The following is a 19,640-nucleotide window of genomic DNA, read 5'->3' as shown; positions in this document are numbered from 1 at the left end:
GGCGGCGGGGAGATCAGCCCCACGCCGGGCGTCGAGTGCCGGGTCTTCGCGATCCACGGGTAGACCTTGTGGCCCGGGAGCTGGCCGCCCTCGCCGGGCTTCGCCCCCTGCGCCATCTTGATCTGGATGTCGTCGGCGTTGGCCAGGTACTCGCTGGTCACGCCGAACCGGCCGCTGGCGACCTGCTTGACCGCCGAGCGGCGCAGGTCCCCGTTGGCGTCGGGGACGAAACGGCGGGCGTCCTCGCCGCCCTCGCCGGTGTTCGACTTGCCGCCGAGCCGGTTCATCGCGATCGCCAGGGTCTCGTGCGCCTCCGCGCTGATCGACCCGTAGGACATGGCGCCGGTGGCGAACCGCTTGACGATCTCCGAAACCGGTTCGACCTCGTCGATCGGCACCGGTGGGCGTACCCCGGTGCGCAGCTCGAACAGCCCGCGCAGGGTCGAGTTCTCCCGGGACAGGCCGTCGACCTTGCCGGTGTACTCCTGGAAGACGTCGTACTGGCGGGTCCGGGTGGCGTGCTGGAGCAGGAAGACGGTCTCCGGGTTGAACAGGTGGATCTCGCCCTCGCGCCGCCACTGGTACTCGCCGCCGACCTCCAGGCCCCGGTGGGCGAGCTCGGAGGCGACCCGCGGGTGCGCACGGCGGTGCCGGGCGGCGACCTCGTCGGCGATGACGTCCAGCCCGATGCCGTCCAGGCGCGAGGGGGTGCCGACGAAGTAGGCGTCGACCAGCTCCTGGGACAGTCCGATCGCCTCGAAGACCTGGGCGCCGGTGTAGCTGGCGACGGTGGAGATGCCCATCTTCGACATCACCTTCAGCACGCCCTTGCCGAGCGCCTTGATCAGGTTCTTCTCGGCCTGCTCCCGGGACACGTCGGCGATCTCGCCCTCGGCGATCAGGGTGTCGATCGACTCGAACGCCAGGTACGGGTTGACCGCCGCGGCGCCGTAGCCGGTGAGCAGGGCGATGTGGTGCACCTCGCGGGCGTCGCCGCACTCGACGATGAGGCCGACCTTCGTCCGGGTCCGCTCCCGGATCAGGTGGTGGTGCACGGCCGCGGTGAGCAGCAGCGACGGGATCGGCGCCTTGCGCTCGTCGGAGTCACGGTCGGAGAGCACGACGATGCGCGCCCCGTCGGCGATGGCCTCGCTGACCCCGGCGCAGATCTCGTCGAGGCGGGCCGCGAGCGCCGCCCCGCCCCCGTCGACGTCGTAGAGGCCGCGCACGGTCACCGAGGCGAACCCGGGCATGTCCCCGTCGTCGTTGATGCCGATGATCTTCGAGAGCTGGCCGCTGGAGATCACCGGGTAGGGNAGGTGCACCATCCGGCACGACGCCGGCGACGGCGCGAGCAGGTTGCCCTCCGGGCCCAGGGTCCGCCCGAGGCTGGTGACCAGCTCCTCCCGGATCGCGTCCAGCGGCGGGTTGGTGACCTGCGCGAACAGCTGAGTGAAGTAGTCGAACAGCAGCCGGGGACGGCTGGAGAGCACGGCGACGGGAGTGTCGGTGCCCATCGAGCCGATCGGCTCGGCGCCGGCACGCGCCATCGGCGCGACCAGGACGCGCAGCTCCTCCTCGGTGTAGCCGAACACCTGCTGGNGGCGCAGCACCGAGGAGTGGCCGTAGATGACCTGCTCGCGGTCGGGCAGGTCGTCCAGCGAGATCAGCCCGGCGTGCAGCCACTCGGCGTAGGGGGCGGCGCCTGCCAGCTCCGACTTGATCTCCTCGTCGCTGACGATGCGCTTCTGCGCGGTGTCGACGAGGAACATCCGGCCCGGCTGCAGCCGACCCTTCTGGACGATCTTGTGCGGCGGGATGTCGAGCACGCCGACCTCGGAGGCCATCACGACCAGCCCGTCGTCGGTCACCCAGTAGCGCGAGGGGCGCAGGCCGTTGCGGTCCAGCACCGCGCCGATCACCGTGCCGTCGGTGAACGCGATCGACGCCGGGCCGTCCCAGGGCTCCATCAGCGTGGAGTGGAACTCGTAGAAGGCTCGCAGCGCCGGATCCATCTCGGCGTGGTTCTCCCACGCCTCGGGGATCATCATCAGCACCGAGTGCGGCAGGCTGNGCCCGCCGAGGTGCAGCAGCTCCAGCACCTCGTCGAAGCTCGCCGAGTCGCTCGCGCCGTCCGCGCAGATCGGGAACAGCCGGGCCAGGTCGCCGGGGATGAGGTCGCTGGCCAGCAGCGCCTCGCGGGCCCGCATCCAGTTCCGGTTGCCACGGACCGTGTTGATCTCGCCGTTGTGCGCGACGAACCGGTAGGGGTGTGCCAGCGGCCAGCTCGGGAACGTGTTCGTCGAGAAGCGGCTGTGCACGAGCGCGATGGCGCTGGCGAACCGCGGATCGTCGAGGTCGGGGAAGTAGGCCGAGAGCTGATGCGTGGTCAGCATGCCCTTGTAGACCAGCGTCCGCGACGACAGCGAGGACAGGTAGACGCCGGTCTCCCGCCGGATCCGCTTGCGCACGCAGAACGCCCGGCGCTCCAGGTCACCCACGTCGAAGCCGTCGTCGGCGCCGTCCGCGGCGGCACCCTCGGCCGGCCCCTGCGCGTTCGCGACGCCCTTCGCCCCCGCGCCGGGCAGGCTGCCCGGCAGGGCGAGGAAGAGCTGGCGCATCCTCGGCTCCACCTCGCGGGCCGCGTGCCCGACGATGTGGCTGACCGTCGGCACCTCGCGCCAGCCGAGGACCCGCAGGCCCTCCTGGCGGACGATGCGGCTGATCGTGCGCACCGCGTCGTCGCGCTCNCCCGCGACCTGCGGCAGGAAGGCGATGCCGACCGCGTACCGCCCGGGCGCGGGCAGGGCGAAGTCGACCACGTCGCGCAGGAACAGATCGGGGACCTGGACCAGGATGCCGGCTCCGTCGCCGGTGTCCGGGTCACTGCCCGACGCACCTCGGTGATCGAGGTTGNGCAGCACGGTCAGGCCCTGGTCGACCAGTTCGTGGCTACGTCGGCCGCGCACGTCGACGACGAAGCCGACACCACAGGCGTCGTGTTCGAAGGTGGGGTCGTAAAGACCTTGCGCACTCGGCATCCGGCGAAGTCCTGTCCATCTTCAGGGGCTGAAGGAGGTGCGGACGACGCTGTCCGAGGTGAAACGAGACATGACAGCGCTGGCCCAGCGCCGGCTGCCTCCTGTCGAGTGTGCCACGCGCCGCGTCGATGCGCCGTGATCATATATGTCCAGGAGATCACGGCCGTATAACGTCACATTTCCGGGCATGACCACGGGTGGCCCGAGTAGTGCGGCGGCACCGTGCCGTGAGCCCGGGCGCGTCGCTCGGGGCAGCGCCGTGAACGCTCAGGTCGCGGGCGGCCTTTCGACCCGCGTCCGCCCGGAGGACACCGCGGCCGCTCCGGTCTCGGCCCCCGCGACCGGCTGCTCCCCTGCCCCTGCCCCTGCGCCGTCGGCGTCGTTGACGTTGACGTTGACGGGATCGGCGCCGTTGACGTTGGCGCCGTTGACGTTGCTGGGATCGGCGCCGTCGACGTCGGCGCCGTTGACGTCGACCCCGTCCGTGGCGTCGTCGTGCCGGGTGGCCGTGCGGGTCTCGCCGGCGGTTTCGCCGGCGGCGTCCGTCGGCTGGCGCCGGGTCCGATCCTGGACCAGCCCCAGCGCCCGCTGCTCCTGCGGGGACACGTCCGGGTCCACCGGCCGGCGCACGACCAGCAGCGCCACCACCGCGCCGACGCACACGATCGCGGAGGTCCAGATGTTCACGCGCAGGCCGAGGATCTCGTCCGCGGTGTCGATGCGCAGCATCTCGATCCACAGCCGGCCGAACGTGTAGAGCGCGACGTACAGGGCGAACAGCCGGCCACGGCCGAGGCGGTGGCGCCGGTCGACCAACAGCAGGATGGCGGCCACGACGAGGTTCCACAGGAATTCGTAGAGGAACGTCGGCTGGTACGTCGCCACCCCCGGGTCGGCCCGGTGCGCGGGGTCGATGCGCACCGCCCAGGGCAGCGTGGTGGGCTTGCCATAGAGCTCCTGGTTGAACCAGTTGCCCCAGCGCCCGATGGCCTGGGCGAGGATGATCCCGGGCGCGGCGGCGTCGGCGAACAGGGCGAGGCTGATCCCGAGACGCCGGGCGGCGAGCCAGGCGCCCAGCGCGCCGCCGGCGATGGCCCCCCAGANCCCCAGCCCGCCGTTCCAGATCTTCACCACGTCGGCGACGTGCCCGTGCTCGCCGAAGTAGGCGTCCGGGGTGCTGAGCACGTGGTAGATCCGGGCACCGACGATCCCGAAGGGGACGGCCCAGTAGGCGATCTCCCCGGCGAGCGCCGGGTCCATGCCCCGGGCACGCAGCCTGCGTCCGGTGACGACGACGGCGACGACGATGCCGATGATGATCATCAGGGCGTAGGCGCGCAACGGCACCGGCCCGAGATGCACCACACCGCGGGAGGGGCTGGGGATGGCGGCGAATACCACGGTCGTCAGGCTATCCCGCGGGCCGCGGAGACCCGGCGGGGGGCCGCGGCGCCACTCCGGTCAGGCCGAGGCCGGGACGGGGGCACGCACCCCTTCGGCGAGCTCGGCGGCCAGCCGGCCGATGCCGGCGAGGGCGGCGGCGTCGCCGGTGCCCGAGCGCTGCGCGTCCACCAGCANCTTGACCAGCGCCGAACCGACGATCACCCCGTCGGCGAACCCGGCGACCTCGGCGGCCTGCGCGCCGGTGCTCACCCCGAGGCCGACCGCGACCGGCAGCTCGGTGGTGGCCCGCACCCGGGCAACCAGATCGGCGGCCTGGCTGCCGACCGCGGCGCGGGTGCCGGTGACGCCCATCAGCGAGGCGGCGTAGACGAACCCGCGGGAGATCCCGGTGACCCGCCGGATCCTGGCGTCCGAGGAGCTCGGCGCGACGAGGAACACCGGGTCCAGCCCGTGCTCCGCGCTCGCCGCGAGCCAGGGGTCCGCCTCCTCGGGCGGCAGGTCCGGGGTGATCGTCCCCGCTCCGCCGGCCGCGGCGAGGTCGGCGGCGAACCGCGCCGGGCCGTAACGGTCGATCGGGTTCCAGTAGGTCATGACCACGGTCGGCGCACCGGTGGCGGCGACCGCCTCGACGGTGCGCAGCACGTCCACGGTCGTCACCCCGCCACGCAGCGCCGCGTCGGCGGCGTCCTGGATCACCGGCCCGTCCATGGTCGGGTCCGAGTAGGGCAGGCCCACCTCGACGACGTCGACGCCCGCCGCGACCATCGCCCGCATGGCCGCGACCGCGCCGTCGACCGTCGGGTAGCCTGCCGGCAGGTAGCCGACCAGCAGGGATCGACCCTCCTCGCGGGCGGCCGTGAAACGCTCGTCCAACCGACTCTGCACCGTGCTGCGTCCGTTCCGTCGGGCCCGAGGGCTGCCTGTGCGCCGGCGTCAGCCGCGCGGATCCGCGTCGGCGGCGGCGCCGCCCGCGTCGTCGAGCAGGCCGAACCAGCGGGCGGCCGTGTCGACGTCCTTGTCACCGCGCCCGGAGCAGTTCACCACGACGGTCGCGTCCGGACCGAGCTCGCGGGCGACGTCGAACGCGCCGGCGAAGGCATGCGCGCTCTCGATCGCGACCAGGATGCCCTCGGTGCGGGCGACCAGCGCGAGCGCCGCCATCGCCGCCGCGTCGTCGACGACGCGGTAGCTTGCCCGGCCGGTCTCGTGCAGCAGCGCGTGCTCGGGGCCGATGCCCGGGTAGTCCAGGCCGGCGGAGATCGAGTGGGACACCTGCGTCTGGCCGAACTCGTCCTGCAGCAGGAAGGTCCGCATGCCGTGCAGCACGCCCGAGGAGCCGCCGGCGATCGCCGCGGCGTGCCGCCCGGTGGCCACCCCGTCCCCGCCGGCCTCGCAGCCGATCAGTGCCACGCCGGTGTCGGGGATGAACGGGTGGAAGATGCCCATCGCGTTGGAGCCGCCGCCGACGCAGGCGACGACCGCGTCGGGCAGCCGGCCGGTGCGCTCGAGCACCTGGGCCCGGGCCTCCACGCCGATGATGCGCTGGAAGTCCCGCACCATCATCGGGAACGGGTGCGGGCCCATCACCGAACCGATGCAGTAATGGGTGTGCTCGACGGTGGCGACCCAGTCGCGCATCGCCTCGTTGATCGCGTCCTTGAGGGTGCGGCTGCCGGAGGCGACCGGGACGACCTCGGCGCCGAGCAGGCGCATCCGGGCGACGTTGAGCGCCTGCCGGCGGGTGTCCTCCTCGCCCATGTAGACCACGCACTCCAGGCCGAGCAGGGCGCACGCGGTGGCGGTGGCCACCCCGTGCTGGCCGGCGCCGGTCTCGGCGATGACCCGGGTCTTGCCCATCCGCCTGGTCAGCAGGCACTGCCCGAGCACATTGTTGATCTTGTGGGAGCCGGTGTGGGCGAGATCCTCGCGCTTGAGCAGGATGCGGGCGCCACCGACGTGCTCGGTGAGCCGGTGCGCGTCGGTCAGCGGCGTGGGCCGCCCGGCGTAGGTGGCGAGCAGGTCGTCGAGCTCGGCGACGAAGCCCTCGTCGGCCCGGGCCTGGTCGTAGGCCTCGGTCAGCTCGTCGAGGGCCGCCATGAGCGCCTCGGGCACGAACCGCCCGCCGAACCGGCCGAAGTGCCCCGCGGGATCGGGAAACACCTGCCAGTTCTCCGCCTGCGCCCGGACGGCCTCGGCGGACGGCGTCGAGGTCGCGGTCTCGGCGGGAGCTGGCTGGGCAGCAGTTCGGGTAGCCACGGTGCGACTGTATCGGTCCGCACCGACAGTCCGGACGGACCCGCCGACCGCCGGGCCCGCTAGCGGCCGACCCTGGCCGCCGGATGCGCCCCGGCGGCCACGAGGTCGGCGACGGTCTGGCGGGGATCGCCGGTGACCGCCGCCTCGCCGACCAGCACCGCGTCGGCCCCGGCGGCCGCGTAGGCGAGCAGGTCGTGCGGGCCGCGCACCCCGGACTCGGCGACGGTGATCACGCCGGGGGGGACCATGGGCGCCAGCCGGGCGAACGTGGCCCGGTCGACCTCCAGAGTGCGCAGGTCACGGGCGTTGATGCCGATCAGCCGGGCATCGGCGTCCAGCGCGCGGCCGAGCTCCGCCTCGTCGTGCACCTCGACGAGCGCGGTCATGCCCAGCGACTCGATCCGCTCGCGCAGGCCGACCAGCCGGGGCTGGTCGAGCGCCGCGACGATGAGCAGCACGAGGTCCGCCCCGTGCGCACGCGCCTCGAAGACCTGGTAGGGCGAGACGATGAAGTCCTTGCGCAGCAGCGGGACGTCCACCGCGCGGCGCACCGCGTCGAGGTCGGCGAGCGACCCGCCGAAGCGGCGCCCCTCGGTGAGGACGCNGATGGCGGCGGCGCCGCCGGCCTCGTAGTCGAGGGCGAGGGCCGCGGGATCGGCGATGGCCGCCAGCTTCCCCTTCGACGGGGAACTGCGCTTGACCTCGGCGATCACCGATACCGGGGAGTTACGGAACACGGTGAGCGCGTCCCTGGGGTCGGGGACGCGCTCCACGCGCTGCTTGAGGTCGGCGAGGGGGGTCTGCTGCTCGCGGGCGGCCAGGTCGGCCCTGACCCCGTCGAGGATCTCGGCGAGGACGCTCATCGACCCGCGCTCGCGGCTGTCGCGGTCATGCCGCGATGGTAGGCCAGGCCCGGTGGCCCGACCCGAGGCCCCCACAACTTGCTACGACCCACAACGCTACGTAGCCAACGGTCGGNCAACGACGGCCCGCCTGCCGGCCGGTCGGCCGCGGCGGTCCGCGCCACGCCGTGCACGGGGCGCAGTGGCGCCAGTGGCCTTCGATCCCCTATAGTCGAACACGCGTTCGACATCGAGGGAGTTCTCATGGACACTCGCCGCACCTCCTTTCCGCTGCTCCCGGGCATCTCCCTGGTCCCCGGCCAGGCCCTGCCACGCCGGGCGGCCGGCGCCGGGCCGGCGGCGGCCCCCGCCCGGGCCGAGGACCTCGCCCGGGCCGGCGCCGCGGCGCCGGCCTGGGCGGAGCAGCTCGACGCGCTCGCCCGCTGCCTGGCTCGGATGGACGCGCTCATGGCGATGGTCGAGGCCGACCTCGACCGCCACACGCGGGTTCTCGCCGCGCTGGCCGACCCACTTCCGCAGCTCGCGCCCGTGGCCATGCCGCCGGATCTCGACGTCCCCCCGTATCCCGATCTGCCCGGCGGCGCCGCCGGGCGCGGCGAACAGCGATGATCAGGTGGGGTCGTGGCCCCGCTCGATCGCGTCCCAGGCGTCGACCGGCCGGGCCTCGCGGGCCTGGTAGCGGCCGGACATCCCCGGCCAGGATCGGCCTCGCAGGACGGCGAGGGCACCGGCGGCGGTGAGCAGCACGCCGCCGAGCATCGCCAGCCAGGGCGCGGCCGTGCGGTGCACGCCGCTGATCTCCGCCTGCCCGCCCGGGGCGAACTGGCGGACCTGGTCGGTGTCACGCAGGGCGGACAGCGGATCGACGCCGATGGCCCCCGCCACGTAGGCGATGCCGATCCCGGCGGCGACAGCCAGCAGGCCGACCACCGGCCGGCCGATCCGCCGGGTGGCGACGATCGCGACCGCGGCGGCGAGGCCGACGAGGGCCAGCGCCGTCGCCGCCGAGGCGATGTCGCCGCCGGTCCAGTGCACGGCGAGCGGCGCCGCCACGGCGGTGGCGTCCCGCTCGCCACGGGGGGTGCCCACGCGGGCGGAGACCCAGGTCGCCCCGCCGCACACCAGGACCAGACCCGCGCCGAGCAGGCAGCCGAGCACGGCGAGCACCCGTTCCCGGCGTCCCCGGCGGGCCGCCCGCGCCGCGCCGGCATCGTCGGTCGGGGCCGTCGGGGAGTCCGCCGGCAGGCCGGCGCTCATGCCGGCGGCCGCAGCGACTCGGCGACCTCGATCGCGCGCAGGACCGCCGCCGCCTTCGTGCGGCTCTCCAGGTCCTCGGCGTCGGGGTCGGAGTCGGCGACGATCCCGGCGCCGGCCTGGACGTAGGCCACGCCGTCGCGCAGCACGGTGGTGCGGATCGCGATCGCGGTGTCCAGGTCACCACCGAAGTCCAGATAGCCGACCACGCCGCCGTAGAGGCCGCGGCGGGTGGGCTCCAGCTCGTCGATGACCTCCATCGCGCGCACCTTCGGCGCCCCGGAGAGCGTGCCCGCCGGGAAGGTCGCGGTGAGCACGTCGACGGCGCTGCGCTCCGGCGCCACCTCACCGATCACCGTGGAGACGATATGCATGATGTGCGAGAACCGCTCGACCGCGGCGAACTCGACGACGCGCACCGAACCGGGCACGCAGACCCGACCGAGATCATTGCGGACCAGATCGACGAGCATCACGTGCTCCGAGCGCTCCTTCGGATCGGCGAGCAACTGCGCCGCCAGCTCCGCGTCGCGTTCCGGTGTCGCGCCCCGGGGCCGGCTGCCCGCGATGGGATGCAGCAGCGCCCGGCGCCCGGTGACCTTGACGTGCGCCTCCGGCGAGGAACCGACGACATCGTGGTCGCCGAACCGCAGCAGGTACATGTACGGGCTCGGGTTGGTCGTGCGCAGCACCCGGTAGACGTCGAGGGAGTCGGCGGCGGTCGTCCGCTCGAAACGCTGGGAGACCACGATCTGGAAGCACTCGCCGGCGCGGATCTCCTCGATGGCCCGCTCGACCGCGGCCTGGAAGGCACCGGGCGGCGTGGCGGAGACGAAGTCACCGACCCCGCTGGCCGCCCCGCTGGTCGTCGCCACCGTCGGCTCGGTCCACTTCGCCAGGTCGCTGGTCATCGCGTCCAGCCTGGCCACCGCATCGTCGTACAGGGCGTCGAGGTCCGGGCGGGCGGCCTCGGCCGGATCGCCGCCGGGCTCGGTCGACGCCCCCGTGAAGACGTTGGCGACCAGCAGGCACGAGCCGTCGGCGTGGTCGAGGACGGCGAGGTCCGTGGTGAGCAGCATCCGCAGCTCGGGCAGGCCGAGATCGTCGACGGCGTGCGAGGGCAGCCGCTCGATGCGCCGGACGATGTCGTAGCCGAGGTAGCCGACGAGGCCGCCCATCAGCGGTGGGGCGTCCGGATCGTTGGCCGCGCGCAGGGAGCGTTCCACCGCGCGCAGGATGTCCAGCGGGTCGCCCTCGGTGGGCACGCCGGGCGGCGGCGTGCCCACCCAGACCGCCTGGCCGTCGCGTTCGGTCAGCGTCGCCGCGGCCCGCACCCCGACGAACGAGTACCGCGACCACACGCCGCCGTGCTCGGCGGACTCGAGCAGGAACGTGCCCGGCCCACCGGCGAGCTTGCGGTAGATCCCGACCGGGGTCTCGCCGTCGGCGAGCAGCCGGCGGGTGACGGCGACGACCGGGCGGCTGCCGGCGGCGGCGTGGAAGGCGGCCCGGTCGGGGCGGATCCGCCCGGTGGTCATCGGGCCGGCCCGGCGTCGGCCGCGACGCCCGGGTCACCCACGCGCGCGGGCAGCGGATCGGCGACGAAGCAGTTCCGGGTGCCGGTGTGGCAGGCGGGCCCGACCTGGTCCACCCGAACGAGGACAGCGTCGCCGTCGCAGTCGAGGGCGACCGAACGAACCCACTGCTGGTGGCCGGAGGTGTCGCCCTTGACCCAGTACTCCCCGCGGCTGCGGCTCCAGTACGTGGCCCGCCCGGTGGTCAACGTGCGGTGCAGCGCCTCGTCGTCCATCCACCCGAGCATCAGCACCTCGCCGGTGTCGTGCTGCTGGGCGATGGCCGGGAACAGACCGGCGTCGTTGCGACGCAGGCGGCTGGCGATGGCGGGATCCAGAGCGGATGGACGTACGGTCACGGCTCCATTCTGCTCGTCCGCGGCGGCGGGGCAGGGCGCACGTCGACCGACCCGACCGGCGCCGCCGGGGCCACCGCCCCCGCTTCCGGGCCCGACACCGCCGCCGCCGGACCCACCGCGACCGCCCCAACACCCGCCGCCCAGGACTGGTGCATCCGGCGGTACACCCCGGGCACGGCGACCAACGCGTGGTGATGGCCTCGTTGCACGATGCGCCCGGCGTCCACGACGACGATGTCCTGCGCCGCCTCCGCGGTCGACAGCCGGTGCGCGATCGTCACCGAGGTGCGGTCCCGGGTCAGTTNGACCAGCGCCGCCGACAGGCGCACCTCGGTCTCGGGGTCCACCGCGGAGGTGGCCTCGTCCAGGACCAGCAGGTCCGGATCGGCCAGCCGGGCGCGGGCCAGCGCGACGAGCTGCCGCTCGCCGGCCGACAGTCGCGACCCGCCCTCCCCCACCCGGGTTGCCAGCCCCGCCGGCAGCCCGGCGAGCCAGTCGGCGAGGCCCAGTGCCTCGAAGGCGGCGCGGACGGCCTCGTCGTCGGCCCCGGGGCGGCCGTAGCGGACGTTGTCGGCGATCGTGAGGTCGAACAGGAACCCGTCCTGCGGCACGAGCAGCACCCGGCCGCGCAGCGAGGCGAACCGCACCTCGGGCAGCGGCACGCCGCCGATGCGCACGGTGCCCGTGGTCGGATCCATCAGCCGGGTGAGCAGCTTGGCCATGGTCGTCTTGCCGGACCCGGTCTCGCCGACCACCGCCACCCGGGTGCGCGGGGCGATCTCCAGGTCGACGTCGCGCAGCACCGGCGGCCCGTCGGGATAGGCGAACCCGACCCCGTCGAACCGCACCCCCAGCGGTCCGGCCGGCAGGTCCCGGCCGGCCTGGGCCGTGACCGGGCCGCGTTCTCTGCCGGGAGCCGGTCCGACGCGACTGCGGGGCGCCGGCAGTCGGCCGACGGCCGGGCCGAGGGCGGGGTCGCGGACGTCGGTCGGGATGTCCAGGACGTCGAGCACCCGGCGCAGCCCGGCCAGCGCGTTGGCCGCGTCGTTGAGCACCTCGGTCATGGACTGGATCGGCATGACGAACAGGGTCATCAGGAACAGGAACGCGATCAGCCGCCCGGTGGTGAGGGAGCCGGCGACGCCGAGCGCCACTCCCGCCGTCACGACCGCGGCGGTGGCCAGCGCGGCGACCAGCTCACTGAGCGAGAAGACCCCGGCGACGACCCGCTGCGCCTCGATCTGGGCGGACCGATAGCGGCCGATGGTCCGGTCGATGCGCCGCCCGGTCCGTTCCTGGACGCCGTAGGCCCGCACGACCGGGGCGNCGACCACCGCCTCGGACANGGCGCCCAACAGCTCGCCGACCCGTTCGCGCACGATCGCGTAGCGACCGGCGAGGCGGCGCTGCACCAGCCGGGTCACGACGAACAGGGGGACGAAGAACGCGTAGACGAGGAGGGTCAGCTGCCACGAGTAGACGACCANCAGCACGGTGGCCAGCNGCATCTGGCCGGAGGAGACCAGCAGCATCACGCCGCCGAACTGGAGGAACTGCGACATCTGGTCGACGTCGCTGGTCACCCGGGAGGTCAGCGAGCCGCGGCGTTGGGCGGACTGGCTGAGCATCGACAGGTCGTGGATGTGTCGGAAGGCGTGCACCCGCAGGGTGGCGAGGGTGCCCTCGGACAGGCGGTAGAGCCGCAGGTTCATCCGGTAGGTGGCGACGGTGGTCAGNACGATGACGACCGCGGCCGCGCCGACGGCCACGGCGACCAGGCCGACGTCGGCGCCGTCGTCGGTGAGCCCACGGTCGAGGGTCTGCTGCACGACCACCGGGATGACGACCTTCCNCGTGGTGGCCACCAGGGCAAGCGCGAGCGTGCCGAGCAGGCCCCGGGTCAGGTCGGGGGACAGCGCGCGCAGCCGGCGAAACGTTGCCGCGAGCGTGGGCTGGACCGGCGGGGCCGGAGTCCTCACGGGGCCGCCTCCGGTTCGAGCTCCCGGACGTGCTCGGAGACGGCGGGCTCTGGGAGGGCAGGCTCACGCCCCTGGACGGCGGGCTCGCGGACGGCGGGCTCGGGGAGGGCGCCGGCCGCGCGGGCGGCGGCCTCGTAGGCGGTGAGCAGGGCGGTGTAACGCGGGGAGGAGGCGAGCAGGTCCTCGTGTCGACCGCGTCCGATGACCCGGCCGGCGTCGAGGTGGATCACCTCGTCGGCCAGCGCGATCGTGGAGCGGCGCTGGGCGACGACCACGACGGTCGAGGCGCCGGCACGTGCTCGCAGGTCGGCGAGGATCGCCGCCTCCACCCGGGGATCGACGCTGGCGGTGGCGTCGTCGAGGACGAGCAGCCGCGGGGCGCGGACGAGCGCGCGAGCCAGGCCGATCCGTTGGCGCTGGCCGCCGGACAGGGAGGTCCCGCGCTCGCCGACCATGGTGTCGAGGCCGTCGGGCAGGGCGGCGACGAAGCCGTCGGCCTGCGCGCGGCGCAGCGCCGCCCAGACCTCGTCGTCGGCGGCCTCCATGCCCAGGGTCACGTTGGCCCGCACGGTGTCGTCGAACAGGAACGCCTGCTGGGCGACGACGGCGACGGCTCGGCTCACCTCGCCGGCGGCGAGTTCGCGCAGGTCGACACCGTCGAGCAGCACGGTGCCGGCCTGCGGGTCGACGAGCCGCGCGAGCAGGTTCACCAGGGAGGACTTGCCGGCGCCGGTGCGGCCGGTGATCGCGACGACGCTGCCCGCGGTCACGTCGAAGCTCACCGCGTCCACCACCGGCCGCGGCGGCGGATCGCCGGCGCTCGCGCGCTCCGCCGGCTCGCCGCTCGGGTCTGCGCCAGCGTCGAGAGTAGCACCGGAGGAGGTCGGGTAGCTGTAGGTGACGGCGTCGAGGCGCAGTGACGCGGGGCCAGTCGTGGTCAGCGTGCGCGAGCCGTACTCCTCGTGCCCTTGGGCCCGCAATACCGCCTCGACCCGGTCGTAGCCGACGACCTCCCGCGGCAGGTCCCCGAACACCCAGCCGAACGCCCGCAGCGGGAAGGCGAGCAGGGTGAACAGGTAGGCGACCCGAACGAGCTGGCCGACGTCCATCGCCCCGGCGTCGATGCGGATCGCGCCGACCAGCAGCACCAGCAGGATCCCCAGGTTCGGCAGGGCCTCCATCACGGGGTCGAACAGGCCCCGCAACCGGCCCGCGTGGATCATCGCGTCGCGCAGGTGCTCGGCGCGGACGGCGAAGCGGGCGGTCTCGTCCTCCTCCCGGCCGAGGGTCTTGACGACGAGGGCGCCGTCGAACGACTCGTGCGCCACCGCGCTGACCTCCCCGCGCAACTGCTGGGCCCGGGAGTACAGCGGCCACACCCNCCGCCCGTACCAGACGTTGAGCACGCCGAACGTCGGGAAAATCACGAAACCGATCAGCNCCAGCACCGGGTCGGTGACCACGAGCAGCACCAGCGCCACCACGAGCATGACGAGCGCGCCGAGCGCGAACGGCAGCGGCATCACCGGGGCCCAGGCCGCCTCGACGTCCGAGTTGGCGTTCGACAGCAGCGTGCCGGTGGAGTGCCGCTGATGCCAGGACAGCGGCAACCGCAGGTACTGGCGGGTCACCGCGTGCCGGTGCCGCGCCTGCAGCCGGAACACGACCGTTCCGCCGGCGAGGCGGCGCAGGAACATGCCGAGCGCCCGCGCGAGGCCGACGAGGCTCAGCGCCGCCGCGGCCAGGGCGATTCCCGACCAGTCGGCGTACCCCCGCCGGATCGCCGGGATCACCACCCGGTCCGTGGCCTCGCCGAGCACGAGGGAGCTCGCCACCCCCGTCAGCGTGAACAGGCAGCCACCGACCGTTGCCACGGCGAACAGGCGGGGCTCGTCGCGGATGCCCCGCCCGAGGTTCGCGAAGCCCTGGCCGATGACCCCGGGTTGTCGCCCCGGCTCCGCCACCCGCTCCGACATCGTCACCCTCCGTCAACACGTCACGGCAGCGGCGCCGGCGTGGTGGCGGCGGTCAGCGCACCGGAACGCCCGTGTCCCGCAGCGCCGCCTTCACCTCGCCGATGCGCAGCTGCCCGAAATGGAACACGCTGGCCGCGAGCACCGCGTCCGCGCCCGCGCCGACCGCCGGCGCGAAATGAGCGAGGTCACCGGCCCCGCCGCTGGCGATCACCGGCACGTCGACCTCGGCGCGCACGGCGGAGATCATCTCCAGATCGTAGCCGTCCCGGGTCCCGTCGGCGTCCATCGAATTGAGCAGGATCTCGCCGGCACCGAGCTCGACCACGCGCGAAGTCCAGCCGACCGCGTCGATTCCGGTTCCCCGGCGACCACCGTGCGTAGTCACCTCGAAGCGGGGACCCGCCGGATCCGGGCAGCGCCGGGCGTCCACCGAGATCACGATGCACTGGTTGCCGAACCGGTGCGCGCACTCGCGGACCAGTTCGGGCCGGCCCACCGCGGCCGTGTTGATCCCCACCTTGTCGGCCCCGGCGCGCAGCAGCCGGTTGACGTCGTCAGCGGAACGGACCCCGCCTCCGACGGTGAGCGGGATGAACACCTGCTCGGCGGTGCGCCGGACGATGTCGTACGTGGTCTCCCGGTCGCCACTCGACGCCGTGATGTCGAGGAACGTCAGCTCGTCGGCGCCCTCGGCGTCGTAGAGCCGGGCCATCTCGACCGGGTCCCCGGCGTCGCGCAGGTCGGTGAAGTTCACGCCCTTGACCACCCGCCCGCCGTCGACGTCGAGGCAGGGAATCACCCGAACCGCGACGCTCACCCCGCCACGACCGTCGAGGTGACGGCGAGGGCCTCGGGGAGGGTGAAGGCACCCGCGTAGAGGGCCTTGCCGACGATCGCGCCCTCGACGCCGGGCACCGCGGCGATCGCCACGAGGTCGGCGAGCGCGGACACACCCCCGCTGGCGACGACCGGCCGGTCCGTCACCGCGGTCACCGAGCGCAGCAGGTCGACGTTCGGGCCGGTCAGCGTGCCGTCGCGGCGCACGTCGGTCACGACGTAGCGGGCGCAGCCGTCGGCGTCGAGGCGGGCGAGCACCTCGAACAGCTCGCCGCCGTCCTGGGTCCAGCCGCGGGCGGCCAGCGTCGTGCCGCGCACGTCGAGCCCGACGGCGATCCGGTCGCCCACCCGGTCGATCGCCCGGCGCACCCAGTCGGGATCCTCCAGGGCGGCCGTGCCGATGTTGACCCGCGCCGCGCCGGTGGCCAGCGCCGCGTCGAGGGAGTCGTCGTCGCGGATGCCGCCGGAGAGCTCCACGGCCACGTCGACCGAGCGGACGACCTCGGCGATCAGCTCGCGGTTCGAGCCGCGGCCGAACGCGGCGTCGAGGTCGACGAGATGGATCCACTCGGCGCCGTCACGCTGCCAGGTCAGCGCCGCCTCGAGCGGATCACCGTACGAGGTCTCGGATCCGGCCTCGCCCTGGACGAGCCGGACGGCCCGCCCGTCGGCCACATCGACGGCGGGAAGCAGAGTAAGCGTCACACCGGCCACCCTACGGCCACGCGCGACGGCCCGAGATCACTGCCGCCGGCACCGCCGGTGACGACCCGTCTCGACGACGTCGCTCCCGACCGGGATGCTCGGCAGTGGCAGATCTTGGACTATGGCTGGGCGACGGCCGGCGTCCTGCGCGTCGCGCCGGCCGGATGTGGCGTCACCCCGGGGCGACNCCGGTCAATCGCACCTGGGGTACGGCCACGGGCCGTTCAGGTAGTCAAACATGGCGTTCCAGCTGTAGTACGAGCTCGCCGTGTCGGATTGGCACGCTATGAAGCTGTACATGAAACCACTCGGGTCACGGTAGTCGGAGCGATTGGTGAAGAGTGTGCTATGGAAGACCAAAAACACCATCTCCACATCGCCACTGACGTCCCAGTACACGGCTTTCGGCCCCTGGCCGTCCATGATGNCGGCATCTGGCAGGTTCGCGAGAGCCGGCCATACGTCAGTCACACCCAAAGGACGGGCCCAAGGCCCCATGGGCAGCATATCTCCGCTGCTTGCATCGAGCAGGACGACCCGGTTTCCCGCGATGAACAGGTAGGAGTCGCCGAAGGNCGTGGCACAGGAGATGCCGTTGGCCCACTGCTCTTTCTCTTCCTCGCCGAACTCTCCGCTGTCGATCCGGCTGAGCCCCCTCCAGGTATCCGTCAATTTCGACGGCGACCAGGTGACCGAGGTTCCGTTACCGTCCGTTCGCACACAGTAGGTGTCGTTGAACAGCCACCACATCCCAGTNCGGGGGACGAAGGTGCATGTATCCAGCCCACTGTCAAACTGCTTGTAGTCCTTGAGGCAGGGCCATCCATAGGTGCCCCTGAAATCCTCCGGGTTAGTGTGCATGGAGTTCCCGTCATACCCCGTGGAGAAGTAGACCGACGACACGGACTCGTCCGGATTCGAATTGGTGGCAGTGAAAGTCCAACGGTTCTTGTAGAGGTTGATGGAGTTCACGGTCCACCACCGCAGNCCGTTCACAGGGTCCGGCGGGTTCCATCCTCCCGGCGGGACGTAGCCCTCGTCCGGCACCGGCATCACAGCAGGATCGGGAATCCACCCCTCCAGTTTGACCCTTCCGTCCGACACCTGGGCCGACACCGCCTTGATCGACTCCACCTCAACATCAATATACGCCTTAACCGCNTCGAAGAGCGGCGCGAGCTCCTCGAGCCCCTCCATGGCCGCTTTCAGGAACTGATCGAAGAGCTTGTCCATGCCGCCGATCCAGACGACCGCCTGCTTGCTCAGGTGAATGGCATAATAGAGGCCACTCACTTCGCAGTAGACGTCTCCGCTGATGTCGGCCTTGCCGATGTCGGTCGCCCCGGTGTGCGAGCGGTGCGTGAGCGTTCCGTCAACCGGTTGATGGGGAAGCAGCAAGGTGACTCCTCCTGTCAGGACCGTCGGCCAAAGGGTAGGAGATCAAGCGGCTCGGCGATGGGCGTTCGAGAACTTTTGTCCGTCTAGGTGATGGGATGCTCTGGTCTGGTACAGGATCAGCGCCCGCCATATCCTCGGCGCGCACGAACCGAGCGGCACGTCGCAAGCCCTGCTGGGCACGAGGAGGCACGTGTCGAGCAGCGGGGAGACACCTTGTTCAGCCATCAGCCTTTTGACGGGCGGCTTCCAGCGCCGCGCCGCCTGGGACTCGTCGGGGCTGACGTCATAGCGGCCGAGACGCTCGGTATCGGCGGGGCCGCGGCCGAGATCATCCCTCGCCGTCGGCCGACAGATGCTGCACCGCAGGCTGGCCCAGCCGACACGACAGTCGCCGCGGAGAGCAGCCGAGGATCGACGAACCAACACCCGACACCCCCCGACCTGAGCTTGACCTTTGAGCCTCCGTCCACACGATCAAACTGCCCGGGATGTCGCCCAGTACCTGGGAGGCNAGTCTGTCGAGGCGCTTCCGATCTCCGTAGTTCCCTTCCACTCAAACAATGGGCGAGTGAGGCGCCCTCACGGGATCTTCGGGTCGACGCACACCCCCCACGCTGCACCCCCGCCCGCGTCAGCAATCACTCTCGGCCATCGTCAAACAAGATCAATAAATGATCATCCACAGTTCGTTCGGCACCACGCGGCACCACCAGGGCCAACTGTTGATCTCTGCAGTGACNGGGGCTCTGTCTGTTTCATGCTCGAACGGGAGAAAGGCACCTGCGCCGAAGCCGCGTTCCTGCGCTCCATCAGCACCGGACAGATCAGCCTGATCCCACTGGCTCGCCAGGACCTCGACCGGATGATCGAACTGGTCGAAAAGTACAGCGACTTCCCGCTNGGCGCCGTCGACGCCTCCGTTCTCGCGATCACCGAACGGCTCGACGCGGAGCTCCCATGACCTTCGGGTTCGGCCCGCTCTGAGCAGCGATCGAGAGTTCCTCTTCGACGTGAGGCGAGCCGCCCTACGGGCATACGTCGGACAGACGTCGGGGTGGGACGATGCGGAACAGCGCATAACCGCTGACAGGGAGTTCGCCGACCTGCCATTTGCCGTGGTCGAGGAGAGCGGGCGAGCCGTCGGCTACGCGTGTGTCATCCACCAGAGTAAGTACGACTTCGTCGAGGAGATCGCGCTGCTCCCCGAGGCGCAAGGTCGTGGCATTGGCACCCATCTGTTACGGGGCATCCACATCGNCGGGATACCAGGCCAGCACCCGACGCCGCACGGTGAGCAGATCAAGCGAGTCGTCCCGGACCACGCCGCCCGTGAGGCTGGCCAGAATCTGGGTCGGGGCCAGTAGCAGTGGTCACTGCCACCTGGTGATGTGGCCGGCAGCCTCTCCAGGGCGACGTCGATCGGCGTGGTGTCGAAGCCCGGCGGGACGAACAGCCGCACCCGGGGGCCGAACCGGACACGACTCCAGAATCTCCCCACGGCGTCCCGTCATGAACCAGACGACGCCATGATCCCACCGCCCCGCCGACGGATCGCGCCCGCGAGATCCCGAAGGCCCGCCCGAGACCACCTGACCACCTTGGGCCAGCTCCACGCCGGCCGCCCGGGGGCTCGGGGGTCGCCCCCGAAAAAATTGCGGCCCGCCGCGAAGCCACCAACGGGTGGCGAGCACGACGGGCCGGCTCGTGGACCGGGCGGGGCCCGAACCCTACCGGTGACCGATGCCCCGGTTTCGACCGGAGCAGCGGCGGGAATCCCGCCGGTTCGCGCGGCGTGCCATGCACGCCACGCCGGACGAGGCGGGAGGCTGTCGCATGACCAGTACCGATCACGAACTCGCCGATGCCGTCAGCACCGTGCGCTACGAGGTACGTCGGCTGTCCGTCGCGACGGACCTGAGCTATGACGAGACGGTCCGCCGCTATGAGCAGGCGGTTCCCGCCCTCGACGAGGCACGCTTCGCTGCTCTCGCCGC

Annotated in this window: 11 protein-coding genes and 17 pseudogenes; 2 read left to right on the top strand and 26 right to left on the bottom strand. The window is 72.3% G+C overall.

The window, feature by feature from the left end:
• The 13 genes and pseudogenes from UK94_RS35830 to UK94_RS35790 all read right to left on the bottom strand — a co-directional run.
• Positions 1-1,316: pseudogene (locus UK94_RS35830) on the bottom strand (glutamate synthase central domain-containing protein); the annotation flags it as partial.
• A gap of 1 nt (position 1,317) precedes the next feature.
• Positions 1,318-1,602, bottom strand: a pseudogene (locus UK94_RS35825) (glutamate synthase central domain-containing protein); the annotation flags it as partial.
• A gap of 1 nt (position 1,603) precedes the next feature.
• Positions 1,604-2,073: pseudogene (locus UK94_RS35820) on the bottom strand (glutamate synthase subunit alpha); the annotation flags it as partial.
• 1 nt (position 2,074) lies between these two features.
• Positions 2,075-2,750: pseudogene (locus UK94_RS35815) on the bottom strand (glutamate synthase subunit alpha); the annotation flags it as partial.
• A gap of 1 nt (position 2,751) precedes the next feature.
• A pseudogene (locus tag UK94_RS35810) lies at positions 2,752-2,916 on the bottom strand (hypothetical protein); the annotation flags it as partial.
• A gap of 1 nt (position 2,917) precedes the next feature.
• On the bottom strand, positions 2,918-3,041 hold a 124-nt coding region (locus tag UK94_RS35805), incomplete at its 3' end, for a hypothetical protein (RefSeq protein WP_235486158.1).
• A 267-nt stretch (positions 3,042-3,308) separates the two neighbouring features.
• Positions 3,309-4,144, bottom strand: a pseudogene (locus tag UK94_RS00910) (prolipoprotein diacylglyceryl transferase); the annotation flags it as partial.
• A gap of 1 nt (position 4,145) precedes the next feature.
• Positions 4,146-4,442 (bottom strand): prolipoprotein diacylglyceryl transferase (locus tag UK94_RS35800; protein WP_235486021.1); only part of this gene is annotated, 297 nt, incomplete at its 3' end.
• Between the two features lie 60 nt (positions 4,443-4,502).
• A pseudogene (locus tag UK94_RS35795) lies at positions 4,503-4,618 on the bottom strand (tryptophan synthase subunit alpha); the annotation flags it as partial.
• Position 4,619: 1 nt separating this feature from the next.
• Positions 4,620-5,330: tryptophan synthase subunit alpha (trpA, locus tag UK94_RS00905; RefSeq protein WP_235486019.1), on the bottom strand; the 711-nt coding region annotated here is incomplete at its 3' end.
• A 48-nt stretch (positions 5,331-5,378) separates the two neighbouring features.
• Positions 5,379-6,605, bottom strand: coding sequence for a tryptophan synthase subunit beta (gene trpB / locus UK94_RS00900; RefSeq protein WP_157734080.1), 1,227 nt, complete (start codon positions 6,603-6,605; stop codon positions 5,379-5,381).
• Between the two features lie 155 nt (positions 6,606-6,760).
• A pseudogene (locus UK94_RS00895) lies at positions 6,761-7,305 on the bottom strand (indole-3-glycerol phosphate synthase TrpC); the annotation flags it as partial.
• Between the two features lies 1 nt (position 7,306).
• A pseudogene (locus UK94_RS35790) lies at positions 7,307-7,564 on the bottom strand (indole-3-glycerol-phosphate synthase TrpC); the annotation flags it as partial.
• Between the two features lie 243 nt (positions 7,565-7,807).
• Here UK94_RS35790 and UK94_RS00890 point away from each other — a divergent pair.
• Positions 7,808-8,173 (top strand): hypothetical protein, encoded by a 366-nt coding sequence (locus tag UK94_RS00890; RefSeq protein ID WP_055748292.1) that lies wholly within the window; start codon positions 7,808-7,810, stop codon positions 8,171-8,173.
• Here the strand turns inward: UK94_RS00890 and UK94_RS00885 are convergent, their stop codons facing one another.
• From UK94_RS00885 to priA, 13 genes and pseudogenes are all read right to left on the bottom strand, one after another.
• A complete protein-coding gene (locus UK94_RS00885; protein WP_011606085.1) occupies positions 8,174-8,821 on the bottom strand; it encodes a Trp biosynthesis-associated membrane protein in 648 nt (215 codons plus the stop codon).
• Entirely contained in the window at positions 8,818-10,356 is a 1,539-nt protein-coding gene (locus tag UK94_RS00880) for an anthranilate synthase component I (RefSeq protein ID WP_011606086.1), read from the bottom strand. Before UK94_RS00880 ends, UK94_RS00885 begins: the two co-directional genes overlap by 4 nt.
• Entirely contained in the window at positions 10,353-10,751 is a 399-nt protein-coding gene (gene hisI, locus UK94_RS00875) for a phosphoribosyl-AMP cyclohydrolase (protein WP_055748291.1), read from the bottom strand. Before hisI ends, UK94_RS00880 begins: the two co-directional genes overlap by 4 nt.
• Positions 10,748-11,055: pseudogene (locus UK94_RS35785) on the bottom strand (ABC transporter ATP-binding protein); the annotation flags it as partial. The pseudogene UK94_RS35785 and the gene hisI, both read right to left, overlap by 4 nt.
• Before the next feature lies 1 nt (position 11,056).
• Positions 11,057-12,077, bottom strand: a pseudogene (locus UK94_RS35780) (ABC transporter ATP-binding protein); the annotation flags it as partial.
• Between the two features lie 20 nt (positions 12,078-12,097).
• Positions 12,098-12,237, bottom strand: a pseudogene (locus UK94_RS35770) (hypothetical protein); the annotation flags it as partial.
• 18 nt (positions 12,238-12,255) lie between these two features.
• Positions 12,256-12,487, bottom strand: a pseudogene (locus UK94_RS35760) (ABC transporter transmembrane domain-containing protein); the annotation flags it as partial.
• 1 nt (position 12,488) lies between these two features.
• Positions 12,489-12,603: pseudogene (locus UK94_RS35755) on the bottom strand (hypothetical protein); the annotation flags it as partial.
• A gap of 123 nt (positions 12,604-12,726) precedes the next feature.
• Positions 12,727-14,111: pseudogene (locus UK94_RS00865) on the bottom strand (ABC transporter ATP-binding protein); the annotation flags it as partial.
• Between the two features lies 1 nt (position 14,112).
• Positions 14,113-14,170, bottom strand: a pseudogene (locus UK94_RS35750) (hypothetical protein); the annotation flags it as partial.
• 1 nt (position 14,171) lies between these two features.
• Positions 14,172-14,706: ABC transporter transmembrane domain-containing protein (locus UK94_RS35745; protein WP_268761159.1), on the bottom strand; the 535-nt coding region annotated here is incomplete at its 3' end.
• A 52-nt stretch (positions 14,707-14,758) separates the two neighbouring features.
• The gene (gene hisF / locus UK94_RS00860) at positions 14,759-15,523 is read right to left on the bottom strand and encodes an imidazole glycerol phosphate synthase subunit HisF (protein ID WP_011606090.1); all 765 of its coding nucleotides are present in this window, start codon (positions 15,521-15,523) and stop codon (positions 14,759-14,761) included.
• Complete coding sequence (gene priA, locus UK94_RS00855; protein ID WP_055748289.1) at positions 15,520-16,248, bottom strand: bifunctional 1-(5-phosphoribosyl)-5-((5-phosphoribosylamino)methylideneamino)imidazole-4-carboxamide isomerase/phosphoribosylanthranilate isomerase PriA; 729 nt, start codon at positions 16,246-16,248, stop codon at positions 15,520-15,522. The genes hisF and priA overlap by 4 nt, the downstream gene beginning before the upstream one ends.
• Before the next feature lie 2,408 nt (positions 16,249-18,656).
• Here priA and UK94_RS00840 point away from each other — a divergent pair.
• A pseudogene (locus UK94_RS00840) lies at positions 18,657-18,903 on the top strand (GNAT family N-acetyltransferase); the annotation flags it as partial.
• Between the last annotated feature and the right edge of the window lie 737 nt (positions 18,904-19,640).

The sequence above is a fragment of the Frankia sp. AvcI1 genome, assembly GCF_001420875.1.
Classification (GTDB): Bacteria; Actinomycetota; Actinomycetes; order Frankiales; family Frankiaceae; genus Frankia; species Frankia alni.
This window is presented reverse-complemented; position numbering and strand designations above follow the sequence as displayed.